This window comes from Ruegeria hyattellae, from assembly GCF_041537925.1.
Classification (GTDB): Bacteria; Pseudomonadota; Alphaproteobacteria; order Rhodobacterales; family Rhodobacteraceae; genus Ruegeria_C.
In genome coordinates this window covers 449116-467157 of record NZ_JBGOSH010000002.1, presented here as the reverse complement: position 1 = coordinate 467157, position 18042 = coordinate 449116, and the positions used below count along the sequence as shown (strand labels likewise).

Below are 18042 nucleotides of genomic sequence, written 5' to 3'. Positions count from 1 at the left end.
AAGAACTGGAGGATTGACCATCGTCGATCTGTGGGAGGGGCTGCGCCACGCCTTTTGGCTGGTCGTCACGTTTAATCCAGAGTTGACCGAGATCGCGCTGCTCTCGCTTCGCGTCACCTTGACTGCGTTGGTTATTGCCTGTGTTATTGCGCTGCCGCTTGCCGCCCTTCTGGCGGTTCGCCGCTTTCGCTGGCGCCGCGCCACCATCGCGATGCTGAACGCGCTCATGGGCCTGCCACCGGTGGTCGTTGGCCTGATCGTCTATATCTTCCTGTCCCGATCGGGTCCGTTTGGCGCGCTAGGGCTACTGTTCACGCCCTCTGCGATGATCGTGGCGCAGGTGATCATAATCGTGCCCCTGATCGCGTCGATCGCGCACCAGTCGCTGCGCGAGCTTTGGGCTGAATATCACGACCTTCTGATTTCGATGAATGTCACGCAGGTGCAGAAGATGCGGACGCTGATCTGGGACGCACGGCGCGCCCTGCTGACTGCCGCACTGGCGGGCTTCGGACGCGGCATCGGAGAGGTCGGCGCCATCATGATCGTGGGTGGGAACATCGACCACGCCACCCGTGTGCTGACTACCGCCATCGCGCTTGAGACCGGGAAAGGCGAATTCGCGCTGGCCCTGGCGCTTGGCTTCATCCTGATTGCACTAGCGCTCGGCGTGAATCTGACGATCCACTGGATCGGGCAGACCGAAAGGGACAGCCGATGGTGACCGAGTTGTTTCCGCTGGTTCTTGAAGGTGCCGAAACCTCGCGCCGTGGCAAGCGGCTGGTGGGGCCCACCGACCTGACGCTGAACGGGCAGGGCCTGTGCGTGGTGATGGGGCCGAATGGCGCTGGTAAAACGACGCTTTTGCGATTGATGCATGGCACCGCGCGGCTGACTGGCGGTTCCGTGAGATGGGCTTGTGACACGGATCTTGCGCGCCACCATCAGGCATTCGTGTTCCAGCGTCCCGTGGTCCTGCGCCGCACGGTGGAAGACAACTTGACCTACCCGCTGCGCCTGCGCGGCGTAGCGCGGGCGCAGGCAAGGGACGCCGCAAGAAGATGGGCGAAACGTGTCGGGCTTGAGCCGCATATGACGCGCCGCGCCATGGTCCTGTCGGGCGGAGAGCAGCAGAAACTCGCCATCGCGCGTGCACTGATCACCGAGCCCGCGCTGGTATTTCTCGATGAACCCACGGCCTCGCTCGATGGGCGTGCAACGCGCGAGATCGAGGCGATCCTGCTGCAGGCCAAGGCCGACGGGACCCGTCTGATCCTGTCCACGCATGACATGGGACAGGCGCGCCGGATTGCCGATCAGGTTGTGTTCATCCTCGGGGGTAAGGTACACGAGACCGGACCGGCGGATGCCTTTTTTGACGGACCGGAAACACCCGAAGCGCTGGCTTTTTTGAACGGAGATATCGTGGAATGAAACAGTGGCTAATTGTTGGGATTCTGGCGCTTTTCTCAGCAAATCTCGCCCACGCCGCAGACCAGATGCGCATGGCCGTCACAACTTCGTTCCACAACTCGGGTCTGGCCGAGGTACTGCTGCCCGAGGTCGTGAGGGATCTGGACCTGGAGGTGCAGTTGTTGGTCGTCGGCACAGGTCAGGCACTCAGACTGGGCCGGGCCGGGGATGTGGATGCGATTCTGGTGCATTCCCGCGACGCCGAAGAGGCGTTTTTGGCCGAAGGCTATGGCACGCATCGGCGCGAGATCATGTATAATGACTTCGTCCTTGTTGGCCCGTCCAATGATCCTGCGGGCATTGCAGATGCCGAAACCGCCACGAACGCTTTGCAAGATATTGCAGCGGCTGGCGCCGGTTTTGTCAGCCGCGGCGATGACAGCGGTACCCACAAGAAAGAGCTGGCCTTGTGGCAGGAGGCGGGACTGGATGCCGACACCTTCGGACCGTGGTACCGCGCCGTGGGGGCGGGCATGGGGGCAGCGCTAAACACGGCTTCGGGTCTTGACGCCTATATCCTGTCCGACCGGGCCAGTTGGTTGAACTTCGGCAACAAAAGCGGTCTGGAGTTGCTGTTTGCAGGGGACCCGGTGCTGTTCAACCAATATGCCTATTTGCCCGTGAACCCGGCGCGGCACATTCATGTCAAATCCGATCTGGCGGCAAGGCTGGAGGACTGGTTGACCTCTGTGCGCGCGCAGGCGCTGATCGACGAATACCGGATAGACGACGAGACGCTGTTTGTGTTCAACGCAAAGTAGGGTCTGGGCGCCCTATTCGCCCGTGTCGCCATGGACCGCGAACTGATCCAACCCGGCATCCTGCGGCTGGATAGTGCGATACGCCTCACGCACGCCTGCATCGGCCAGCTCGCGTGAAACAGTCAGCAGCGTGTTGGGATCATGGTCATCGCACAGATCGACCATCTGTGCCAGTTCTTCGGCCGCGACGGGGCGGGCGGCCTCGACCGACGGCGCACCATAATAGGTCACGAAATGTTGCGCCAGAAGTTCAGTAAGCCTGTCCAACTCGGCAGGTTCCAGCGCGGTCACGGCGACAAAGGTAACCCGGCCGCCGGTTTCCAGCCCGAGCCAGCCATTGGCAAAGGCTTGCCGCGCCTTGCCGGTCAGGTCCGCTTCGGACCAGTTCGAAAACTCGAACCCGCCAGAGATGCACCATTCGCCCGTTCGCGCGGGTAAGGAAAAGACATTCATGTCGCTTTCGTCGAAATGGATCGCGCGCGCGAGTTTCATACCGGGTCCTCTAACACTGTGGTGAGCGGGATCAGGTGGGTTGTGTCGTCATCGCGCAAAAGCATGCCGAACGCCTCATCCACACCCAGAAACGTCCCGGTCAGGGACTGGTTCCGCACGTCTTCCCCGATCCCGAGCGCCAGCCCGCGCCATTCGGAATGCACCGGCGCTATGCCCTCGCCTTCCCACCGGCTGAGCCAGTTCAGCGTGTGTCGCGCCCAGGCCTCGAGCAGAGCAGGGGGCGAGACATCGGCGCAGCCTTCGGCAAAGAGCGCGGTTTGATCCGGCGTCCGGCCTGTCTCTTCGGTCGCGGGGACCAGAGGCAGGCAAAAACCGATCACCAGCCAGTCCGGAATGGCTTCGGGATCGGCGCCCGAGGCGCGCGCACGAAACCCGCCGCAGCGCGCGCCGTTCACGCGGATGCCGCCCCACCAGTCCAGATGCACGGCCACCTCGGGGGGGGCCAGCGCACCCAGCGCATTCTGCAGGCCCACACCACAGAGCGGCAGCATGGTAATTGCCTGGCCCAGCGGCACCTCGGGGGCAAAGACCAGCGCCGCCTCCATTTCCGTGGCACCCAGTTTATGCGCGATCAGCCCAGCGTCGCAGCCAAGCGTCGCGCGCATGATCGCGTGGTCGAAAGCGCTGCCGGGCGCGCCTTCACCCCACATCAGCGGAGGGAAGGTGACGTCTGCCACGTCGCTCATGGGGTTGTATCCTCGCTATCGTTGACGGATCGCGTCCGCGGGCCCTAGGTTGACCCAATGCGCTATCTGGTTCTGATCTTGGCCCTGTTTCCGGGTTTGGCAATGGCCGATGACAAGCGGGTGGCATTCTATGCCCCACCCGCGCTGGTCGAGAGCGGGTTGATCCGCCATATCGCGCCTCGCTTTTCGCTGAAGACCCAGGTCAAGGTCGATCTTGTGAGTGACCCGGCGAAGGCCGACCTGCTGTTGGGCCCGGAGGGGCAGGCACTGTTTTCGGGCCTTGGGCAGACCTGGCATATGGAGTTGCGCGGTGAGGCCAAGGGCGCGCAACGCTTTGCCGAGTGGCTGACCTCGCAAGTCGGCAGCCGAACCATTCAGGGCTTTGCACCCGAAGGCGCGCCTATCTTTACCAAGCCAAAAGTGCAAAAGGCGGCGGTGGCAAAGGTCGAGATGACGGGCGATGCCGTAGTGGGGCAGAGGCTGGCCTGGGCAAAATGTGGGCGATGTCACGTGACCGAGCGGGGCAGGGACAGTTTTGGTATCGGCTCCACCCCCAGTTTCTTTGTCATGCGCGGGTTTGACGACTGGCAGGCGCGTTTCACGGGGTTCTTCGTGCTCAAACCCCATGCAGCCTTCACCCAGATCGCAGAGGTGACCGACCCGTTTCCGGTCGACCGCCCGTCGCCGATTGCGCCCATCGAGTTGACGCTGGACGAGTTGGAGGCGATCCTGGCTTATATCGCCATTCTGGCCCCTGCCGATCTGGGCAATCCTCTGCAACATCAGTGATCGCGCCGTTTTGACAGGTAGTCGTCTGTGGTGCGCACGCGCGGTCGTTCGCCGCCCGCAAAGGGGTTGTCGGTTGCGTGGAATTGCGCGTTCACCCGGCAATTGTCGCACATCTGGATCATGCGCAGCTTGTCGCCCGAGAACATCGCGTGATCCTTCAGCTTGTCGCTGATCCGGTCGATAGCAGATTTGGACCCGAACAGCGCGCCGCATTCTATGCAGGCAAAGGGCTCCTCCTCGTTCAGAACCTTTTGGCTCAGCGCCGCGGTGGTCAGGTCGAGGCGCGGTTCATAGGTGATTGCATCCTCGGGGCAGATGCTGGCGCACAGACCGCATTGCAAGCAAGCGTCCTCCTGAAAACGCAGTTGCGGTTTGTCGGAGTTGTCGCCAAGCGCGCCCGAGGGGCAGAGCGACACACAGGACAGGCACAAAGTGCAGGCATCTGTGTCGACCAGCACCGCGCCATAAGGAGCGTCTGGGGGCAGCGGGATCCGGTCGGTGTTTGGATGCAGAGCGCGCGCTGCTTGCCGCGTGATCTGGCGTCTTGTGCCCATTGGGCGGACGGGGCTATCGACCGGGGCGGGGGCCGTTTCGTCATATAGCGCTTGGCTCATCGCGTCCGGGTCAGACGTTTCGATCAGCGCGGTTTTGCCCGCACCTGCGATTGCGTTGGTCAGCGCGATCTGTGCCTCCAGCACCGGGACGTCGGCGGTGGGGCCGGGTAGCAATGTGACCGACGCAAACCCGGCGGCGAGGGCGGCAACAGCCTCGGCATGGCCAAAGGCGCCGATCGCGGTCATCTCAAGCGGGACAACATCGGCGGGCAATCCGCGCCCGTGGCGTGCCGACAGCCGCACCATCTCGGCGCCATGAGCGTCATGGACCAGCAAGCGTGGCGCGGTGCCGCCTGCGTCCAGATAGGCCTTGGCCATGATCTGCACCCGCCGCATGGTCGCATCCACCGGCGGCGCATCATAGGTGATCGCTCCAGATGGGCAGGCGGCGGAGCAGGCCCCGCATCCCGCGCAGATCATCGGATCGATGGCGACATGTTCTCCGGCAGAAGTGATGGCTCCAGTCGGGCACAGATCGAGGCAATTGGTGCACCCCGTCTGTTCGGCGCGGGAATGAGCGCAGAGCAAAGGCGTGGTCTTGACGTAGAGCGTCTTTTCGAATGTGCCGGTCATATGCGAGGCGGCCATGATGGCGGCACCCACTCCGGTCGCATGACCGGGATCAGCGCGAAGGTATCCGTCGCGCTTTTCCGGGGCCACAAACAAGGGCGTGCCGCCGCGCAGATCCAGGATAATATCGCAGTGCGACACGGCACCGTCACGCGGGTCGCTAAGCGTAAACGCCCCGCGACCGCCAGGGTTCACCTGTTGCAGGGCGTCGATCACCACCTCAAACCCGCCAAACGCCCCCGAGGCACGGCGCAGCCTGCCCAGAACCACATCAAACTCCCGCGCGTCGGGCACGTCGCCAGATTCGATCAGCACGGTGACGCCCAGATACTCTTTCAATTGCGCAGCGGCTTCCAGCGCTACATCGGCAGTGCCGAGGATCAGGCACATCCCCTCGCTGACCACATCCAGGGTCTTTTCCGGCTCTGCGGGCAGCATAGCACCGGCGACGAGCGCGGACATTTTGGGCAGTTTCGGTGCTTCGTCATCGCTCCAGCCTGCGCGGTCACGCAGGTCCAGAGTAGGTGGCGCGGGGCGGTTCAGACCCTCTGCCAACTCCTCAAAAACCTGGGCTTCTTGTGTGCAACAGAAAACGGCGTCTTCCCCTTCGAGAGCGGCTTGCGCGCGCTCCAGCTGAGTAGTGCACAGGGCCGAGCAGGGGCGGACGACGTTCAGTCCGGTAGCTTGAGACAAGCCCTCGGCGTCGATGGCCTGGGTTCCCAAACAATCGCACGTTATCAATGATTTGACCACGTTTGCCTCCCCTGTGACAGGTGGCTTTTTGCCCCCCTGTTCGACCAATCTTTGACCTCAGCCTAGTCAGGATTGGGACGTATCACAAACCATTTTAAGAACAGGTTATGCGCCACAACAGGCCTCGAATCGGGCAGGTGATTCGCGACCTAGTACCAATCCATAAACCTGAGTTAAACACTCATATTGGACAATTCGTCCCATTTCGCCCGCGGCCCCCGGACAGGCTGGCCAAATTGCCAGAAGCGCCTCTTGAGGTGTCTTTTACGGGACTACGCCCTTCTCGGCTGAACACTTTGGCGGTTTGATTGCTCACGAGGAGGAGATTGGGTGATCCGAAACCCCCACCAGCACCGATACATGCCGTTGGGTGTCGTCTTGCGACGGCTGCCCGGTGTGACCCGCTGGGCCTCCTACAGCTGGAAAGCCGTTGCTGTTCTGCCTGGAGCCGGGCCCTCTGACTGGCAGGAACTGCGCCGCGACGGCGAAGCGGTCGAATACCACGCCGCGACCCTGACTTTGGATCTGCACGGGGCCGAGACCGAGGCCTATCTGCATGGATTATCGGCTCAGGTGCCTGCGATCTATGTGGTGCTGCGTGACGGGGGCGGCGATCATCCGCTCGACGTGGTTCTGGTCACGGCGTCGCCCTACGAGGCGCAGGATTACACCGATAGTGGCGAAGAGATCGTCGAGAAAGTGCCGATGCCTGCGGGCCTGATGGCATGGGTGCAGGCCTTTGTCACCGATTTTCATCAAGATGAGGTATTCGTCAAACGCAAGCGTGACAAGAAACGCACCGACCTGACGCAAGACGGCATCGGTGATCCACGGATCGCAGGAACGGGGGACATCTATGCCTCACCCGCGCGGCAACGGAGGCGGGTGCATTGAGCGATGGGCGCGATTTCTGGTCCCGGCGCCGCGCCGGAGTTGAGGCCGAGGCGCAGGCGGTCGAAGTCCGCGCGCTCGAAGCCGAAACCGCCCGGCTTGAGGCGCGCCCGGATGATGAAATTCTGGCCGATTTGGACCTGCCCGAACCCGAGGCCCTAAACAGTCCGGACGCGGTTCGGGATTTCCTGCAGGCTGAACTGCCTCAGCGTCTCAAGATCCGCGCGTTGCGGCGGCTCTGGCGGTTGAACCCGACACTCGCCAATCTCGACGGGCTGGTCGATTACGGCGAGGACTATACCGACGCCGCGACAGTCGTCGAAAACCTGCAGACCGCCTATCAGGTGGGCAAGGGCATGCTGACCGCCTTTGTTGAGGACGACGAAGAAGCAACCGCCGAAGATCCCGCCACCGAAGAGATCAAACCAGAGGAAGACGCTGCGCCGCTGATCGCGCAGGCCGACCCGCAGCCTCTGCCAGAGCCTGATCCCGCGCCCGTTGCGATGCCGCAGCGGCGGATGCGGTTCAGTTTCGATACGGCCTAGCGATGGAAGACCCGAAGATGGACACCGCCGAAGACATTCAGATTGCAGACATGGATCGCGCCCGCGCCGATCTTTATAACTTCCTCGGCGCGCTGCTGGCCGGACCGCCAGACGAGATGCTGCTTGCACAGACTGCTGGCCTGACCGGTGATGAGACCGAGTTGGGGCAAGCCATCGGCACGCTGGCAAAGCTGGCCCGCGTGACAAAGCCAAAGGCGGCGGAAACAGAGTTCAACAAGCTCTTCATCGGATTGGGCCGGGGCGAACTTCTGCCTTTTGCCAGCTACTATCTGACCGGCTTCCTAAACGAAAAACCGCTGGCGCTGCTGCGTCAGGACATGGCGGCGTCCGGAATGCAGCGATCAGAGACAGTGTTCGAACCCGAAGACAGCATTGCCAGCCTGATGGAGATGATGGCGAGCATGATCGTTGGCCGTTTCGGCCCGCCTGCGGACCTGACCATGCAAAAGCAGTTCTTCAACAAGCATATCGGCCCCTGGGCCGGGCATTTCTTTTCCGACCTCGAAGAGGCCAAGACCTCTGTCTTTTACACACCCGTGGGCACGGTGGGTCGGATCTTCATGACCGTGGAGGCAGAAGCCTTCCGGATGAGCGGCGGCGAGTGATCGGCGTCATTGAGGGTGGGGCAACCTGCCGACAACATCGAAAGGAGACATAGCGATGAGCGGGAAAGAAGACGGTGCATCGCGCCGCGACTTTCTGAAACTGGCCACAACGGCAGCGCCTATTGCGGCGGTTGCGGTGGCGACCGGTGCGCAGGCAGAGGCGGCCGAGCCGGACCCGAGCAAGGAGACCATGCAAGATACCGCGCATACCCGCGCGTATTTTGACAGCGCGCGGTTCTAGGCGCCAACAAGGGAGGATGGTCGCGCCCGGGAATCAGCCCGGACGAGGCAGGCCGACAGCGACTGGTTGCGTGACGCCCGACTGCTGCAGGCCAAAGACGAAACCAAGCGAGCAACCCGGAACGGGACGCAAGCAAGGGAGGAAACTATGCTGAGGAAAAAGACCAACGGGGTTGCGCGACGCCCCCAGCGGACAAGTATCCTGTCTGAAGCAGCCAATGCCTCGGTAGACCGGCGCGCGTTTTTGCGCGGTTCGGGACTGGTGATCGGGGGCCTGTCGGCGATTGCCGCCACGGGCGGGACGGTCACCCGGGCCGACGCTGCAACTGCTGCGGCGGGCAAAGTGGATTTGAAGAAAACGGTATGCACGCATTGCTCAGTCGGCTGCACGGTCATGGCCGAGGTGCAGGACGGTGTCTGGACGGGTCAGGAACCCGGCTGGGACAGTCCCTTTAATCTGGGCGCGCACTGCGCCAAGGGGGCTTCTGTCCGCGAGCACGCCCATGGCGAGCGCCGTCTCAAATACCCGATGAAGAAAGAGGGTGGCGAGTGGAAGCGCATCAGCTGGGAACAGGCGATCGACGAAATCGGCGGCGGCATGATGAAGATCCGGGAGGAAAGCGGCCCGGACAGCGTCTATTGGCTGGGCTCGGCAAAGCACAACAATGAACAGGCTTACCTGTTCCGAAAATTCGCCGCCTATTGGGGCACGAACAACGTCGACCACCAGGCGCGTATCTGCCATTCGACCACCGTTGCGGGTGTTGCGAACACATGGGGCTACGGCGCCATGACCAACAGCTACAACGATATTCATAACTCCAAGGCGATATTCATCATCGGGGGCAACCCGGCCGAGGCGCATCCCGTCTCGCTCTTGCACCTGCTGCGCGCCAAGGAACAGAACAACGCCCCGGTCATCGTCTGTGACCCGCGCTTTACCCGCACCGCAGCCCACGCGGACGAGTATGTGCGCTTCCGTCCCGGCACCGACGTGGCGCTGATCTGGGGGATCCTGTGGCATATTTTTGACAACGGATGGGAGGACAGGGAGTTCATCCGCACCCGTGTCTGGGGCATGGACCAGATCAGGGACGAGGTCGCCAAATGGACGCCTGACGAGGTCGAGCGTGTGACCGGCGCGCCCGGCTCGCAGCTCAAGCGCGTTGCGCGCACTATGGCCAACAACCGCCCCGGCACCGTGATCTGGTGTATGGGTGGCACGCAGCACACCAATGGCAACAACAACACCCGTGCCTATTGCGTGCTGCAGCTTGCGCTCGGCAATATGGGCACCGCTGGCGGTGGTACCAATATCTTCCGCGGCCATGACAATGTGCAGGGGGCGACCGATCTTGGCGTTCTGTCACACACGCTGCCTGGCTATTACGGCCTGTCGGCCGGGGCCTGGGGCCACTGGGCGCGTGTTTGGGAAGAAGATCCTGAATGGCTGGCCGGTCAGTTTGCCAAAGTCACCGGTGCCGATGGCAAGGAAAAGTCGCTGCAGAACCTCACCGGTATCCCGGTGTCGCGCTGGATCGACGGCGTTTTGGAAGACCCCGACAACATGGACAACCCCGACAAGGTGCGGGCCATGGTGCTGTGGGGTCACGCGCCCAACTCTCAGACCCGGATGACGGAAATGAAGACGGCGATGGAGCAGCTTGACATGCTGGTTGTCATCGACCCCTTCCCAACCGTCTCGGCGGTGCTGCAAGATCGCACCGATGGGGTCTATCTGCTTCCGGCGACAACCCAGTTCGAAACCCGCGGCTCGGTTACTGCGTCGAATCGGTCGTTTCAATGGCGCGAACAGGTCATCGACCCGCTCTTCGAATCAAAGCCCGATCACGAGATCATCGCGCTGTTTTCGAAGAAGTTCGGGTTCCATGACCGCATCTTCCGCAACATCAAGCTGGAAGAAGACGGCCTGACGCCCGAGCCCGAGGATACGCTGCGCGAGATCAATCGCGGTATGTGGACGATCGGCTATACGGGTCAAAGCCCCGAGCGGATCAAGAAGCACATGGCGAACCAGCACACGTTCGACCGGACGACGCTGCAAGCCGTGGGTGGTCCCGCAGATGGCGACTATTACGGGCTGCCATGGCCAAGTTGGGGACCGCCCGAGATGAACCACCCGGGTACGCCGAACCTTTATGACATGTCCAAGCCTGTGGCCGAGGGTGGTTTGACCTTCCGCGCGCGTTTCGGCGTCGAACGGGACGGTGAGAACCTGCTGGCTGAAGGGGTCGCAAGCGCAGGGTCGGAAATTCAGGACGGATACCCTGAATTCACGATGCAGATGCTGATGGATCTGGGCTGGGATGGTGATCTGACCGACGAGGAACGCGCCGCGATTGATGCCGTGGCGGGACCCGAGACCAACTGGAAGACCGACCTGTCAGGCGGTATCCAGCGGGTGGCGATCATGCATGGTTGTGCGCCCTTCGGGAACGCCAAGGCCCGCACGGTCGTGTGGACGTTCCCCGATCCGATACCGGTGCACCGCGAGCCTCTGTACACAAACCGCAGGGACCTGGTGGCAGATTATCCCACCTACGAGGACCGCAAGTTCTATCGCCTGCCGACGATGTACGCATCGATCCAGAAGCAGGACTTTTCAAAGGACTACCCGATCATCCTCACCTCCGGCCGCCTGGTCGAATATGAGGGTGGCGGGGACGAAACCCGGTCGAACCCGTGGCTTGCTGAGTTGCAACAGGACATGTTTGTCGAGATCAACCCGCGTGACGCCAACAATCTGGGCTTGCGGGACGGCAGCCAGGTCTGGGTCGAAGGACCCGAAGGCGGCAAGGTCAAGGTGATGGCAATGGTTACCAACAGGGTAGGCGAGGGCGTGGCCTTCATGCCGTTCCATTTTGGCGGCCATTTCCAGGGCGAGGATCTGCGGTCCAAATACCCCGAAGGGGCGGACCCCTATGTGTTGGGTGAAAGCTGCAACACGGCCCAGACCTATGGCTATGATTCAGTCACCCAGATGCAGGAGAGCAAAGTGACTCTCTGCAAGATCTGGACAGCGTAAGGAGACCTGAGAGATGGCAAGAGCAAAGTTTCTCTGCGACGCCGAGCGCTGCATTGAATGCAACGCCTGCGTCACGGCCTGCAAGAACGAGCATGAGGTGCCCTGGGGCATCAACCGCCGCCGCGTGGTGACCATCAATGATGGCGACCCCGGTGAGAGGTCGATTTCCGTGGCCTGCATGCATTGTTCCGATGCGCCCTGCATGGCGGTCTGCCCGGTGGACTGCTTTTATCAGAACGAGGAAGGGGTGGTTCTGCACTCCAAGGACCTCTGCATCGGCTGCGGTTATTGCTTCTACGCGTGCCCCTTCGGTGCGCCGCAATTCCCGCAGGCCGGCAATTTCGGGTCGCGCGGCAAGATGGACAAATGCACCTTCTGCGCCGGTGGTCCCGAAGAAACCCACTCCACCGCCGAGTTCGCCAAATATGGGCGCAACCGGATCGCCGAGGGCAAATTGCCCATCTGCGCCGAAATGTGTTCTACCAAGGCGCTGATGGCTGGGGATGGCGATGTCGTATCGGCCATCTACCGCGAACGCGTTGTGGCCCGTGGCTTCGGTTCTGGTGCGTGGGGTTGGGGTTCAGCCTATGGTCGTCAGGACGGGTAAGTCCCGTTTGCCACCGGCGCCCGTTCAGGCGCGCGCCGGTGGTTTCTCCGGACTGTCACATTCTGGTTGGTGCTGGCAGATCGTGGGTGCCTGTAGCGTCTTTTCGCTTCGCTGCATGAGGATGCCTTTCGTGTCCTATCGCTCTGCTACTTAGGGATATTTTCGATGTCCTACTGCTTCGCTACTTGAGGACTCCTATGCGCGCTCTTCTCTGCATACTCGCCCTTTGTCTGGCGCTTCCCGTCGCGGCGCAGGAGGCCCCGCCACCCCCGGATCGCTCTGCCACTGGCGGTGCGCAAACGCTTGAGGACATCATGGCGCGCCAGCGGGGCGAGCAGGTCGCGCCCAAGACAGGTGATGCCGCCGGCGCGGTCCGCGATCTGACGGGTCAGCTGGGCACACTCGGCGGTGCCTCCGACCCCGAGCTATGGCGCGAACTGCGCTATGGGTCGGCGGATGTAACTGTGTCATCGGGGGGCGAGGTCGCGACCGTGCTGATGCAGGATGGCGGCATGGCGTGGTTGGAGTTTCGACAAGGGCCGCTGGTGAAATATGGCGGGTACCTGCTGCTGGGCACCATTGCGCTGCTGGCCGTGTTTTTTGTTCTCCGGGGCCGGATCAGGCTGGATTATGAAATGACCGGTCGCACCGTGATACGGTTCAAGACTTTTGAGCGGGCCGCGCATTGGCTGCTGGCAGGCTCCTTCATCCTACTGGGAATAACCGGTTTGCTGACCCTGTTCGGCCGCATGTTCATCGCGCCTTACATTTCCAAGGATTTCAACGCAACACTGCTGATGGGGTCGAAACTCATCCACAACAATGTGGCTTGGGCCTTTATCGTTGCTCTGGTCACCGTGTTCTTCCTATGGGTCTGGCACAACATTCCCAACCGTACAGACCTGACCTGGTTTGCCCAGGCCGGTGGCATCGTCGGGTCCAACCACCCGCCCGCAAAGAAGTTCAATGGCGGGCAGAAGATCATCTTCTGGAGCGTGATCCTGCTGGGGGCGTCGATCGCGCTTTCGGGCGTGTCGCTGCTGTTTCCCTTCGAATTCCCGATGTTTCTGAAGACCTTCGACATTCTGCGCAGTGTCGGGATCACCGAACTGCCGATCTATGGCCCGCTGCCCACCGCCCTCGCCCCGCAGGAAGAGATGCAATATGCTCAGGCCTGGCACGCCATCGTCGCCTTTGTCCTGATGGCGATCATCATTGCCCATATCTATATCGGTTCAATCGGGATGGAGGGCGCCTATGACGCCATGGGGTCCGGCGAGGTGGACGAGGCCTGGGCCCGGCAGCACCATTCACTGTGGTTGGAAGAGCTGGAAGAAGAAGGCAAAGCGGCACCCAAAGATGCGACGCCTGCTGAATAGCCTGTGCCTGTGCCTGGCGCTGCCCGCGGCAGCACAGGACTTTACCACTTACAAGGGTCATGGTGGGCCGATCATGGCGCTTGACGTGTCTCCCGAGGGGCGGCTTGCGTCGGCAAGTTTTGACAACTCGTTAGGACTTTGGCCGGGGCCGGAATGGTTGGAGGGCCACGATGCGGCGGTGACTGCCCTGAATTACGACGCTGCACCTGTGTTGCTGTCGGGGGGCGATGACTTTCGTGTTCTTCTCTGGCATCCTCAGCTGAGCGACCCTTTCGAGGTAACAGAACTCAAGGGCAAGATCAGCGCCATCGCCATTCACGCCGATCCCGATTCCGATCGTATTGCAGTCGCGAGCTGGGATGGATCTATTCGCCTGCTGCACTTTGTTGATCTGCTGCGCACGAATGCGTCGGACCCTTTGACCTTTGTGAACTCTGACTTACTGGACCACCGTTCAAACGTGACGGATGTCGCGTTCTCGCCGGATGGCACTCTTTATTCGTCTTCATCAGATGGGACGCTGCGGGTTTGGGAGGGATCGGACAGCCAGTTGACCTCGCGCGTGATCGCCAATCACGGCTTTGGGATCAACCGGGTTGTCGTGCACGATGACTGGATCGCCTATGGCGCTGTTGACGGCGCCACGCGCGTGATCGACCCAGAGACGGGTGTGCAACTGGCCGACTATACGCTTGATCGCCGCCCGATCCTGTCGATGGAGCACCACCCGCAGACCGGCCAGCTTGCCATCGGCGATGGCCAGGGACATATCATGATCGTGGACACCAACAACTGGCAGATCACCCGCGATTTCCGCGCCATGCGCGAGGGGCCGGTCTGGGCGCTGGCCTTTTCCACCGACGGCACCGTGATTCATGCGGGCGGGATCGACGACGTGATCTATGCTTGGCCCGTCGCGTTACTGGGCTCTTACGACCCTGCCGCAGGCGGGAGTCGCAGCTTCCTGCGCGATGTTTCCACCATGGGCAACGGCGAGCGGCAATTCATGCGCAAATGTTCAATCTGCCACAGTCTAAATGCTGGTCCATCACGCAAGGCGGGGCCGACGCTGCACGGGCTGTTTGGGCGCAGGGCCGGGAACGTGCCGGGCTATCGCTACTCGCCAAGTCTCAATGGCTCTGCGATTATCTGGGGCGACACAACCATCGACTCGCTGTTTGACGAGGGACCGGACCACTATATTCCCGGCTCGAAGATGCCGATGCAGGTGATTGCCGGTGCGCAAGACAGGGCCGACCTGATCGCGTTCTTGCGCCGCGCGACAAAGGAGGACTGACCATGAAGGCCATGATGATGGGCTTTGCCGCGTTGATCGTCATTTCGGTGGGCGCGTATTTCGGCTTGCAGGAATTGGGCTATGCGACCGAGGCGCGCAGATCGGGCGACACTGTGAGGCTTGATTGATATTATGAACGCGCCGCCAAGCCACTCGCTGGACATGTACGGCACCTCGCTGGCGGGGGCGTCGATCCTGGTGATTGATGACGAGCCGGGGATGCGCCACTTTCTGACAAAAACGCTGGAGACACGGGTAAAGCGCGTGGATGCCGTGGGCTCGCCGGCACAGGCGACCAAAGCGCTGGATGAGGCGCAGTATGACCTGGTGATCCTCGATAACCTGATGCCGGGAGGGACGGGCCTCGATTGGTTGACCGAGCAGAAGCGCAAGGGGTTCTTTGCCGACGCAATTCTGATCACCGCCTATGCCGATCTGGAAACGGCCATCGCTGCGCTGCGGGCGGGGGTGAGTGACTTTGTCCTTAAACCCTTCCGCGCGAACCAGATCCTGAGCGCCGTCGCCCGGACGCTCGACCGCAAGTACCTGGAACGCGACAACACGCTGCTGCGGCGCGAACTGTCCTCGGGAAGCGGGCATGGGAAGTTGTTGGGCAATTCCGAACCGATGGAAGAGGTTCGTGCCATGCTGGCGCGCCTTGCGCCGCTGCCCACGTCGGTTCTGTTCACAGGTGGCAGCGGCACCGGCAAGGAGCTGGCCGCGCGGCATTTGCATGACGCCTCAGACCGGGCCGTGGCACCCTTTGTCCCGGTCAACTGCGCCACGATCCAGCCCGACCGCTTTGCCGAAGAACTGTTCGGTATCGTCGGTGCCGAGGACCGGCTGAAGCCGGGCCTGTTGCTGCTGGCTGATCGCGGGACGCTGCTGCTGGATGAGATCGCGCAGATGCCCGAAACGGTTCAGGCAGCGCTTTTGCGTGTGCTCGAGGACAAGAAAGTGCGCCCGGTGGGGGCCGAGCGTGAGATACCGCTGAATGTCCGCTTCCTGTTTGCTACCAATGACGACATCGAAGCTGCTGTCTCGGCTGGGCGCTTTCGCGCCGATCTCTATCATCGCATCCATGTGGTGAAGATCGACATGCCGCCGCTCAGGGACCGGATGGATGATATCGTCGAACTTGCCGCCTATTTCATGGCGCAGTTTTCGGCGGCCCTTGCCATGCCGTCGCTAGAACTGGACGAAGAGACGTTGCTGAAGCTGCGCCGCTATGACTGGCCAGGAAACGTGCGAGAGTTGCGCAACCTGATCGAACGATCTGTGATTCTGGGCGGCTTCCCAGAGGAGTTTTCCGGTGGCGGTAGTGTCATCGGGACACAGGCGATTGAAAATCTGGATCTCGTTGTGCAGCGGCATATCCTGCGCATGCTTGACTTGTGCGGCGGAAACCGCGCCGAAGCAGCCCGCCGTTTGGGCGTGTCCCGCAAGACCATCGACCGCAAGATGCAGGCTTGGTCTGAGTGACCGGTATGTTGCAACAGTTGCAACACAACGAGTCACAGGGTTTCGCCCTGTTCCTGGCCTTGTAATGACGTAATTTCGATTCTCCGAGGATTGTCTTACCTTAGCAACTCGACCTTCCTGCTGATCCAGTCTTGTTGATGTCACAGTGGTCATTGTTCATTAACGCTCATCTGTCTTCATCCTTCGCTCCAACCAACGGACACCGGCGGATACGATCAGGATCAGAACCAGGTATTCCAGCACGAGAATCGTATAGATCTCCAGGGGTCTGTATTCGGACACAACCAACTCGTTTGCTTTGCGGGTCAGTTCCTGCATCCCAATCACGGAGACCAGAGAGGACATCTTCAGCATATAGACCAGTTGATTGCCCAATGCAGGCAGAATGCGTTTGATCGCCTGCGGCAGGATCACAAATCGCATCATGTCGGTATAGCTCAACGAGATGCTGTGCGAGGCCTCATATTGCCCCTTGTCGATGGATTGGATGCCAGCCCGGAAAATCTCGGCCTGAAAGGCACTGTCGGACAATGCGAGTGCAATCACCCCGGCCCAAAACACCCCGATGGACAAGCCGGTTACCTGTGGTAAGCCATAATAGACCCACAAGATCAGAACCAGAATGGGGATCGCGCGGACCAGTTCGACATAGACCCTATTGATCCGTCGCAAATAGGTCTTTTGTGACAGTCCTGGCAGGGCGATCAACAGGCCCACAAAAACCGAAATCAAGATCGCAATCAGCGAGAGGGAAACCGTATAGTAAAGCCCGCTGAGCAGAAACTTAAGGTTGGTCAGACCGGTTTTGGTTGTCGGATTGACCACGTACCAACCCCAGTCCGCAGCACAGCCAGACAGCAGAACCGGAAGCAGCAAGACCAGGATTATGTTTAACGGGCGCTTCACCAACATCCCAATCTCCAATGCAGTCAGTGTTGCAGGATTTTTTCCAGAAAGTCCTGGCAGCGTTGACTTTCCGGGGCCGCGAAGAACTTCTTGGGCGTTGCTTCCTCGACAATTTCGCCATGATCCATGAAGACCATCTTGTCCGCGACCTTCTTGGCAAAGCCCATCTCATGGGTCACGCAGATCATTGTCATCCCGCTGTCTGCAAGTTCAACCATCACATCCAGGACCTCATTGATCATCTCGGGATCAAGCGCGGAGGTCGGCTCGTCGAATAGCAGTATCTCCGGCTCCATGCACAAAGAGCGCGCGATCGCAACGCGCTGCTGCTGACCGCCGGACAATTGTCGCGGGTACTTGTCCGCCTGTTCGGGAATCCGCACGCGCCCCAGATATGTCAGGGCAGTTTCACGTGCCTTGTCAGAGGACAGCTTTCGCGCCCGGACCGGTCCCAGCATCAGGTTTTCCAGAACGGTCAGGTGTGGAAATAGATTGAACTGCTGAAAGACCATCCCAACCTTGGACCTGATCTTTCTCATGTTTTGCGGATTTTCATCTAGCTCGATGCCATCAATGACAATTGTGCCGCTTTCGTGTGCTTCCAGGCTGTTCACGCAACGGATCAGCGTGGATTTCCCGGACCCGGACGGCCCGCAGATCACAACCTTTTCACCGCGCTTCACCTCAAGCGACACTTGTTTCAGCGCCTGGAACTCTCCAAAGTGCTTCGAAACGGCGTCCAGCTTGATAAGTGGGCTAGCGGACTGCATGCCTGCGACCTCCTCCTGCTAAAGATAGGGGTAGTAATTTGTTGACCTAAATGCAATAAATTAATCTTGAAGCAATGCTTTCTCAGGCAGGTGT

19 protein-coding genes are annotated in these 18042 nt (G+C 60.9%); 14 read left to right on the top strand and 5 right to left on the bottom strand.

Annotated features, from left to right (window positions below):
• Positions 1–19: 19 nt before the first annotated feature.
• Genes AB1E33_RS06165 through AB1E33_RS06155 form a run of 3 tightly spaced genes read left to right on the top strand, consistent with a single transcriptional unit; the run spans position 20 to position 2234 of the window.
• Positions 20–724: an ABC transporter permease gene (locus AB1E33_RS06165; RefSeq protein ID WP_372576627.1), complete on the top strand. Its 705-nt coding sequence runs from the start codon at positions 20–22 to the stop codon at positions 722–724.
• The gene (locus tag AB1E33_RS06160) at positions 718–1434 is read left to right on the top strand and encodes an ATP-binding cassette domain-containing protein (protein ID WP_372576377.1); all 717 of its coding nucleotides are present in this window, start codon (positions 718–720) and stop codon (positions 1432–1434) included. The genes AB1E33_RS06165 and AB1E33_RS06160 overlap by 7 nt, the downstream gene beginning before the upstream one ends.
• Positions 1431–2234: an ABC transporter substrate-binding protein gene (locus tag AB1E33_RS06155; protein ID WP_372576376.1), complete on the top strand. Its 804-nt coding sequence runs from the start codon at positions 1431–1433 to the stop codon at positions 2232–2234. The genes AB1E33_RS06160 and AB1E33_RS06155 overlap by 4 nt, the downstream gene beginning before the upstream one ends.
• Positions 2235–2246: 12 nt before the next feature.
• Here AB1E33_RS06155 and AB1E33_RS06150 read toward each other — a convergent pair whose 3' ends face one another.
• Both AB1E33_RS06150 and AB1E33_RS06145 read right to left on the bottom strand, forming a co-directional pair.
• On the bottom strand, positions 2247–2726 hold the full coding sequence (locus AB1E33_RS06150) for a DUF6505 family protein (RefSeq protein WP_372576375.1): 480 nt from the start codon (positions 2724–2726) through the stop codon (positions 2247–2249).
• Positions 2723–3433: a biotin/lipoate--protein ligase family protein gene (locus AB1E33_RS06145; RefSeq protein ID WP_372576374.1), complete on the bottom strand. Its 711-nt coding sequence runs from the start codon at positions 3431–3433 to the stop codon at positions 2723–2725. The genes AB1E33_RS06150 and AB1E33_RS06145 overlap by 4 nt, the downstream gene beginning before the upstream one ends.
• Before the next feature lie 57 nt (positions 3434–3490).
• On the opposite strand from AB1E33_RS06145, the gene AB1E33_RS06140 reads away from it, so the two are divergent.
• Positions 3491–4222 (top strand): hypothetical protein, encoded by a 732-nt coding sequence (locus tag AB1E33_RS06140; RefSeq protein ID WP_372576373.1) that lies wholly within the window; start codon positions 3491–3493, stop codon positions 4220–4222.
• Here AB1E33_RS06140 and AB1E33_RS06135 read toward each other — a convergent pair.
• A complete protein-coding gene (locus AB1E33_RS06135; protein ID WP_372576372.1) occupies positions 4216–6159 on the bottom strand; it encodes a 4Fe-4S binding protein in 1944 nt (647 codons plus the stop codon). The genes AB1E33_RS06140 and AB1E33_RS06135 overlap by 7 nt on opposite strands.
• Before the next feature lie 360 nt (positions 6160–6519).
• Between AB1E33_RS06135 and AB1E33_RS06130 the strand changes: the two genes are divergently transcribed.
• The 10 genes from AB1E33_RS06130 (at position 6520) to AB1E33_RS06085 (ending at position 16272) form a co-directional block, all read left to right on the top strand.
• Positions 6520–7053: a DUF3305 domain-containing protein gene (locus AB1E33_RS06130; protein ID WP_372576626.1), complete on the top strand. Its 534-nt coding sequence runs from the start codon at positions 6520–6522 to the stop codon at positions 7051–7053.
• Positions 7050–7595 carry a DUF3306 domain-containing protein gene (locus AB1E33_RS06125; protein WP_372576371.1) on the top strand — a complete coding sequence of 182 codons (546 nt, stop codon included), beginning with the start codon at positions 7050–7052 and terminating at the stop codon, positions 7593–7595. The genes AB1E33_RS06130 and AB1E33_RS06125 overlap by 4 nt, the downstream gene beginning before the upstream one ends.
• A 17-nt stretch (positions 7596–7612) precedes the next feature.
• Complete coding sequence (locus AB1E33_RS06120; RefSeq protein ID WP_372576370.1) at positions 7613–8221, top strand: TorD/DmsD family molecular chaperone; 609 nt, start codon at positions 7613–7615, stop codon at positions 8219–8221.
• Positions 8222–8276: 55 nt separating this feature from the next.
• Positions 8277–8462: a twin-arginine translocation pathway signal protein gene (locus tag AB1E33_RS06115; RefSeq protein WP_372576369.1), complete on the top strand. Its 186-nt coding sequence runs from the start codon at positions 8277–8279 to the stop codon at positions 8460–8462.
• A 147-nt stretch (positions 8463–8609) separates the two neighbouring features.
• A complete protein-coding gene (locus AB1E33_RS06110) occupies positions 8610–11507 on the top strand; it encodes a formate dehydrogenase subunit alpha (protein WP_372576368.1) in 2898 nt (965 codons plus the stop codon).
• Positions 11508–11520: 13 nt separating this feature from the next.
• Positions 11521–12114: a formate dehydrogenase FDH3 subunit beta gene (gene fdh3B, locus AB1E33_RS06105; RefSeq protein WP_372576367.1), complete on the top strand. Its 594-nt coding sequence runs from the start codon at positions 11521–11523 to the stop codon at positions 12112–12114.
• A gap of 197 nt (positions 12115–12311) precedes the next feature.
• Positions 12312–13493, top strand: a complete 1182-nt coding sequence (locus AB1E33_RS06100) for a formate dehydrogenase subunit gamma (protein ID WP_372576366.1) — start codon at positions 12312–12314, stop codon at positions 13491–13493.
• Positions 13474–14790, top strand: coding sequence for a c-type cytochrome (locus AB1E33_RS06095; protein WP_372576365.1), 1317 nt, complete (start codon positions 13474–13476; stop codon positions 14788–14790). The genes AB1E33_RS06100 and AB1E33_RS06095 overlap by 20 nt, the downstream gene beginning before the upstream one ends.
• 2 nt (positions 14791–14792) lie before the next feature.
• On the top strand, positions 14793–14918 hold the full coding sequence (locus tag AB1E33_RS06090; RefSeq protein ID WP_372576364.1) for a hypothetical protein: 126 nt from the start codon (positions 14793–14795) through the stop codon (positions 14916–14918).
• 4 nt (positions 14919–14922) lie between these two features.
• Positions 14923–16272, top strand: coding sequence for a sigma-54-dependent transcriptional regulator (locus tag AB1E33_RS06085; protein WP_372576363.1), 1350 nt, complete (start codon positions 14923–14925; stop codon positions 16270–16272).
• Positions 16273–16431: 159 nt separating this feature from the next.
• Here AB1E33_RS06085 and AB1E33_RS06080 read toward each other — a convergent pair whose 3' ends face one another.
• Positions 16432–17184: an amino acid ABC transporter permease gene (locus tag AB1E33_RS06080; RefSeq protein WP_372576362.1), complete on the bottom strand. Its 753-nt coding sequence runs from the start codon at positions 17182–17184 to the stop codon at positions 16432–16434.
• A gap of 17 nt (positions 17185–17201) precedes the next feature.
• Positions 17202–17948 (bottom strand): amino acid ABC transporter ATP-binding protein, encoded by a 747-nt coding sequence (locus tag AB1E33_RS06075; RefSeq protein WP_372576361.1) that lies wholly within the window; start codon positions 17946–17948, stop codon positions 17202–17204.
• Between the last annotated feature and the right edge of the window lie 94 nt (positions 17949–18042).

Excerpts from the sequence above, each read along its gene's own strand:
- AB1E33_RS06160 (WP_372576377.1), top strand. The coding sequence starts at position 718 with ATGGTGACCGAGTTGTTTCCGCTGGTTCTTGAAGGTGCCGAAACCTCG.
- AB1E33_RS06155 (WP_372576376.1), top strand. The coding sequence starts at position 1,431 with ATGAAACAGTGGCTAATTGTTGGGATTCTGGCGCTTTTCTCAGCAAAT.
- AB1E33_RS06150 (WP_372576375.1), bottom strand. The coding sequence starts at position 2,726 with ATGAAACTCGCGCGCGCGATCCATTTCGACGAAAGCGACATGAATGTC.
- AB1E33_RS06145 (WP_372576374.1), bottom strand. The coding sequence starts at position 3,433 with ATGAGCGACGTGGCAGACGTCACCTTCCCTCCGCTGATGTGGGGTGAA.
- AB1E33_RS06140 (WP_372576373.1), top strand. The coding sequence starts at position 3,491 with ATGCGCTATCTGGTTCTGATCTTGGCCCTGTTTCCGGGTTTGGCAATG.
- AB1E33_RS06130 (WP_372576626.1), top strand. The coding sequence starts at position 6,520 with ATGCCGTTGGGTGTCGTCTTGCGACGGCTGCCCGGTGTGACCCGCTGG.
- AB1E33_RS06120 (WP_372576370.1), top strand. The coding sequence starts at position 7,613 with ATGGACACCGCCGAAGACATTCAGATTGCAGACATGGATCGCGCCCGC.
- AB1E33_RS06115 (WP_372576369.1), top strand. The coding sequence starts at position 8,277 with ATGAGCGGGAAAGAAGACGGTGCATCGCGCCGCGACTTTCTGAAACTG.
- AB1E33_RS06110 (WP_372576368.1), top strand. The coding sequence starts at position 8,610 with ATGCTGAGGAAAAAGACCAACGGGGTTGCGCGACGCCCCCAGCGGACA.
- fdh3B (WP_372576367.1), top strand. The coding sequence starts at position 11,521 with ATGGCAAGAGCAAAGTTTCTCTGCGACGCCGAGCGCTGCATTGAATGC.
- AB1E33_RS06100 (WP_372576366.1), top strand. The coding sequence starts at position 12,312 with ATGCGCGCTCTTCTCTGCATACTCGCCCTTTGTCTGGCGCTTCCCGTC.
- AB1E33_RS06095 (WP_372576365.1), top strand. The coding sequence starts at position 13,474 with ATGCGACGCCTGCTGAATAGCCTGTGCCTGTGCCTGGCGCTGCCCGCG.
- AB1E33_RS06090 (WP_372576364.1), top strand. The coding sequence starts at position 14,793 with ATGAAGGCCATGATGATGGGCTTTGCCGCGTTGATCGTCATTTCGGTG.
- AB1E33_RS06085 (WP_372576363.1), top strand. The coding sequence starts at position 14,923 with ATGAACGCGCCGCCAAGCCACTCGCTGGACATGTACGGCACCTCGCTG.
- AB1E33_RS06080 (WP_372576362.1), bottom strand. The coding sequence starts at position 17,184 with ATGTTGGTGAAGCGCCCGTTAAACATAATCCTGGTCTTGCTGCTTCCG.
- AB1E33_RS06075 (WP_372576361.1), bottom strand. The coding sequence starts at position 17,948 with ATGCAGTCCGCTAGCCCACTTATCAAGCTGGACGCCGTTTCGAAGCAC.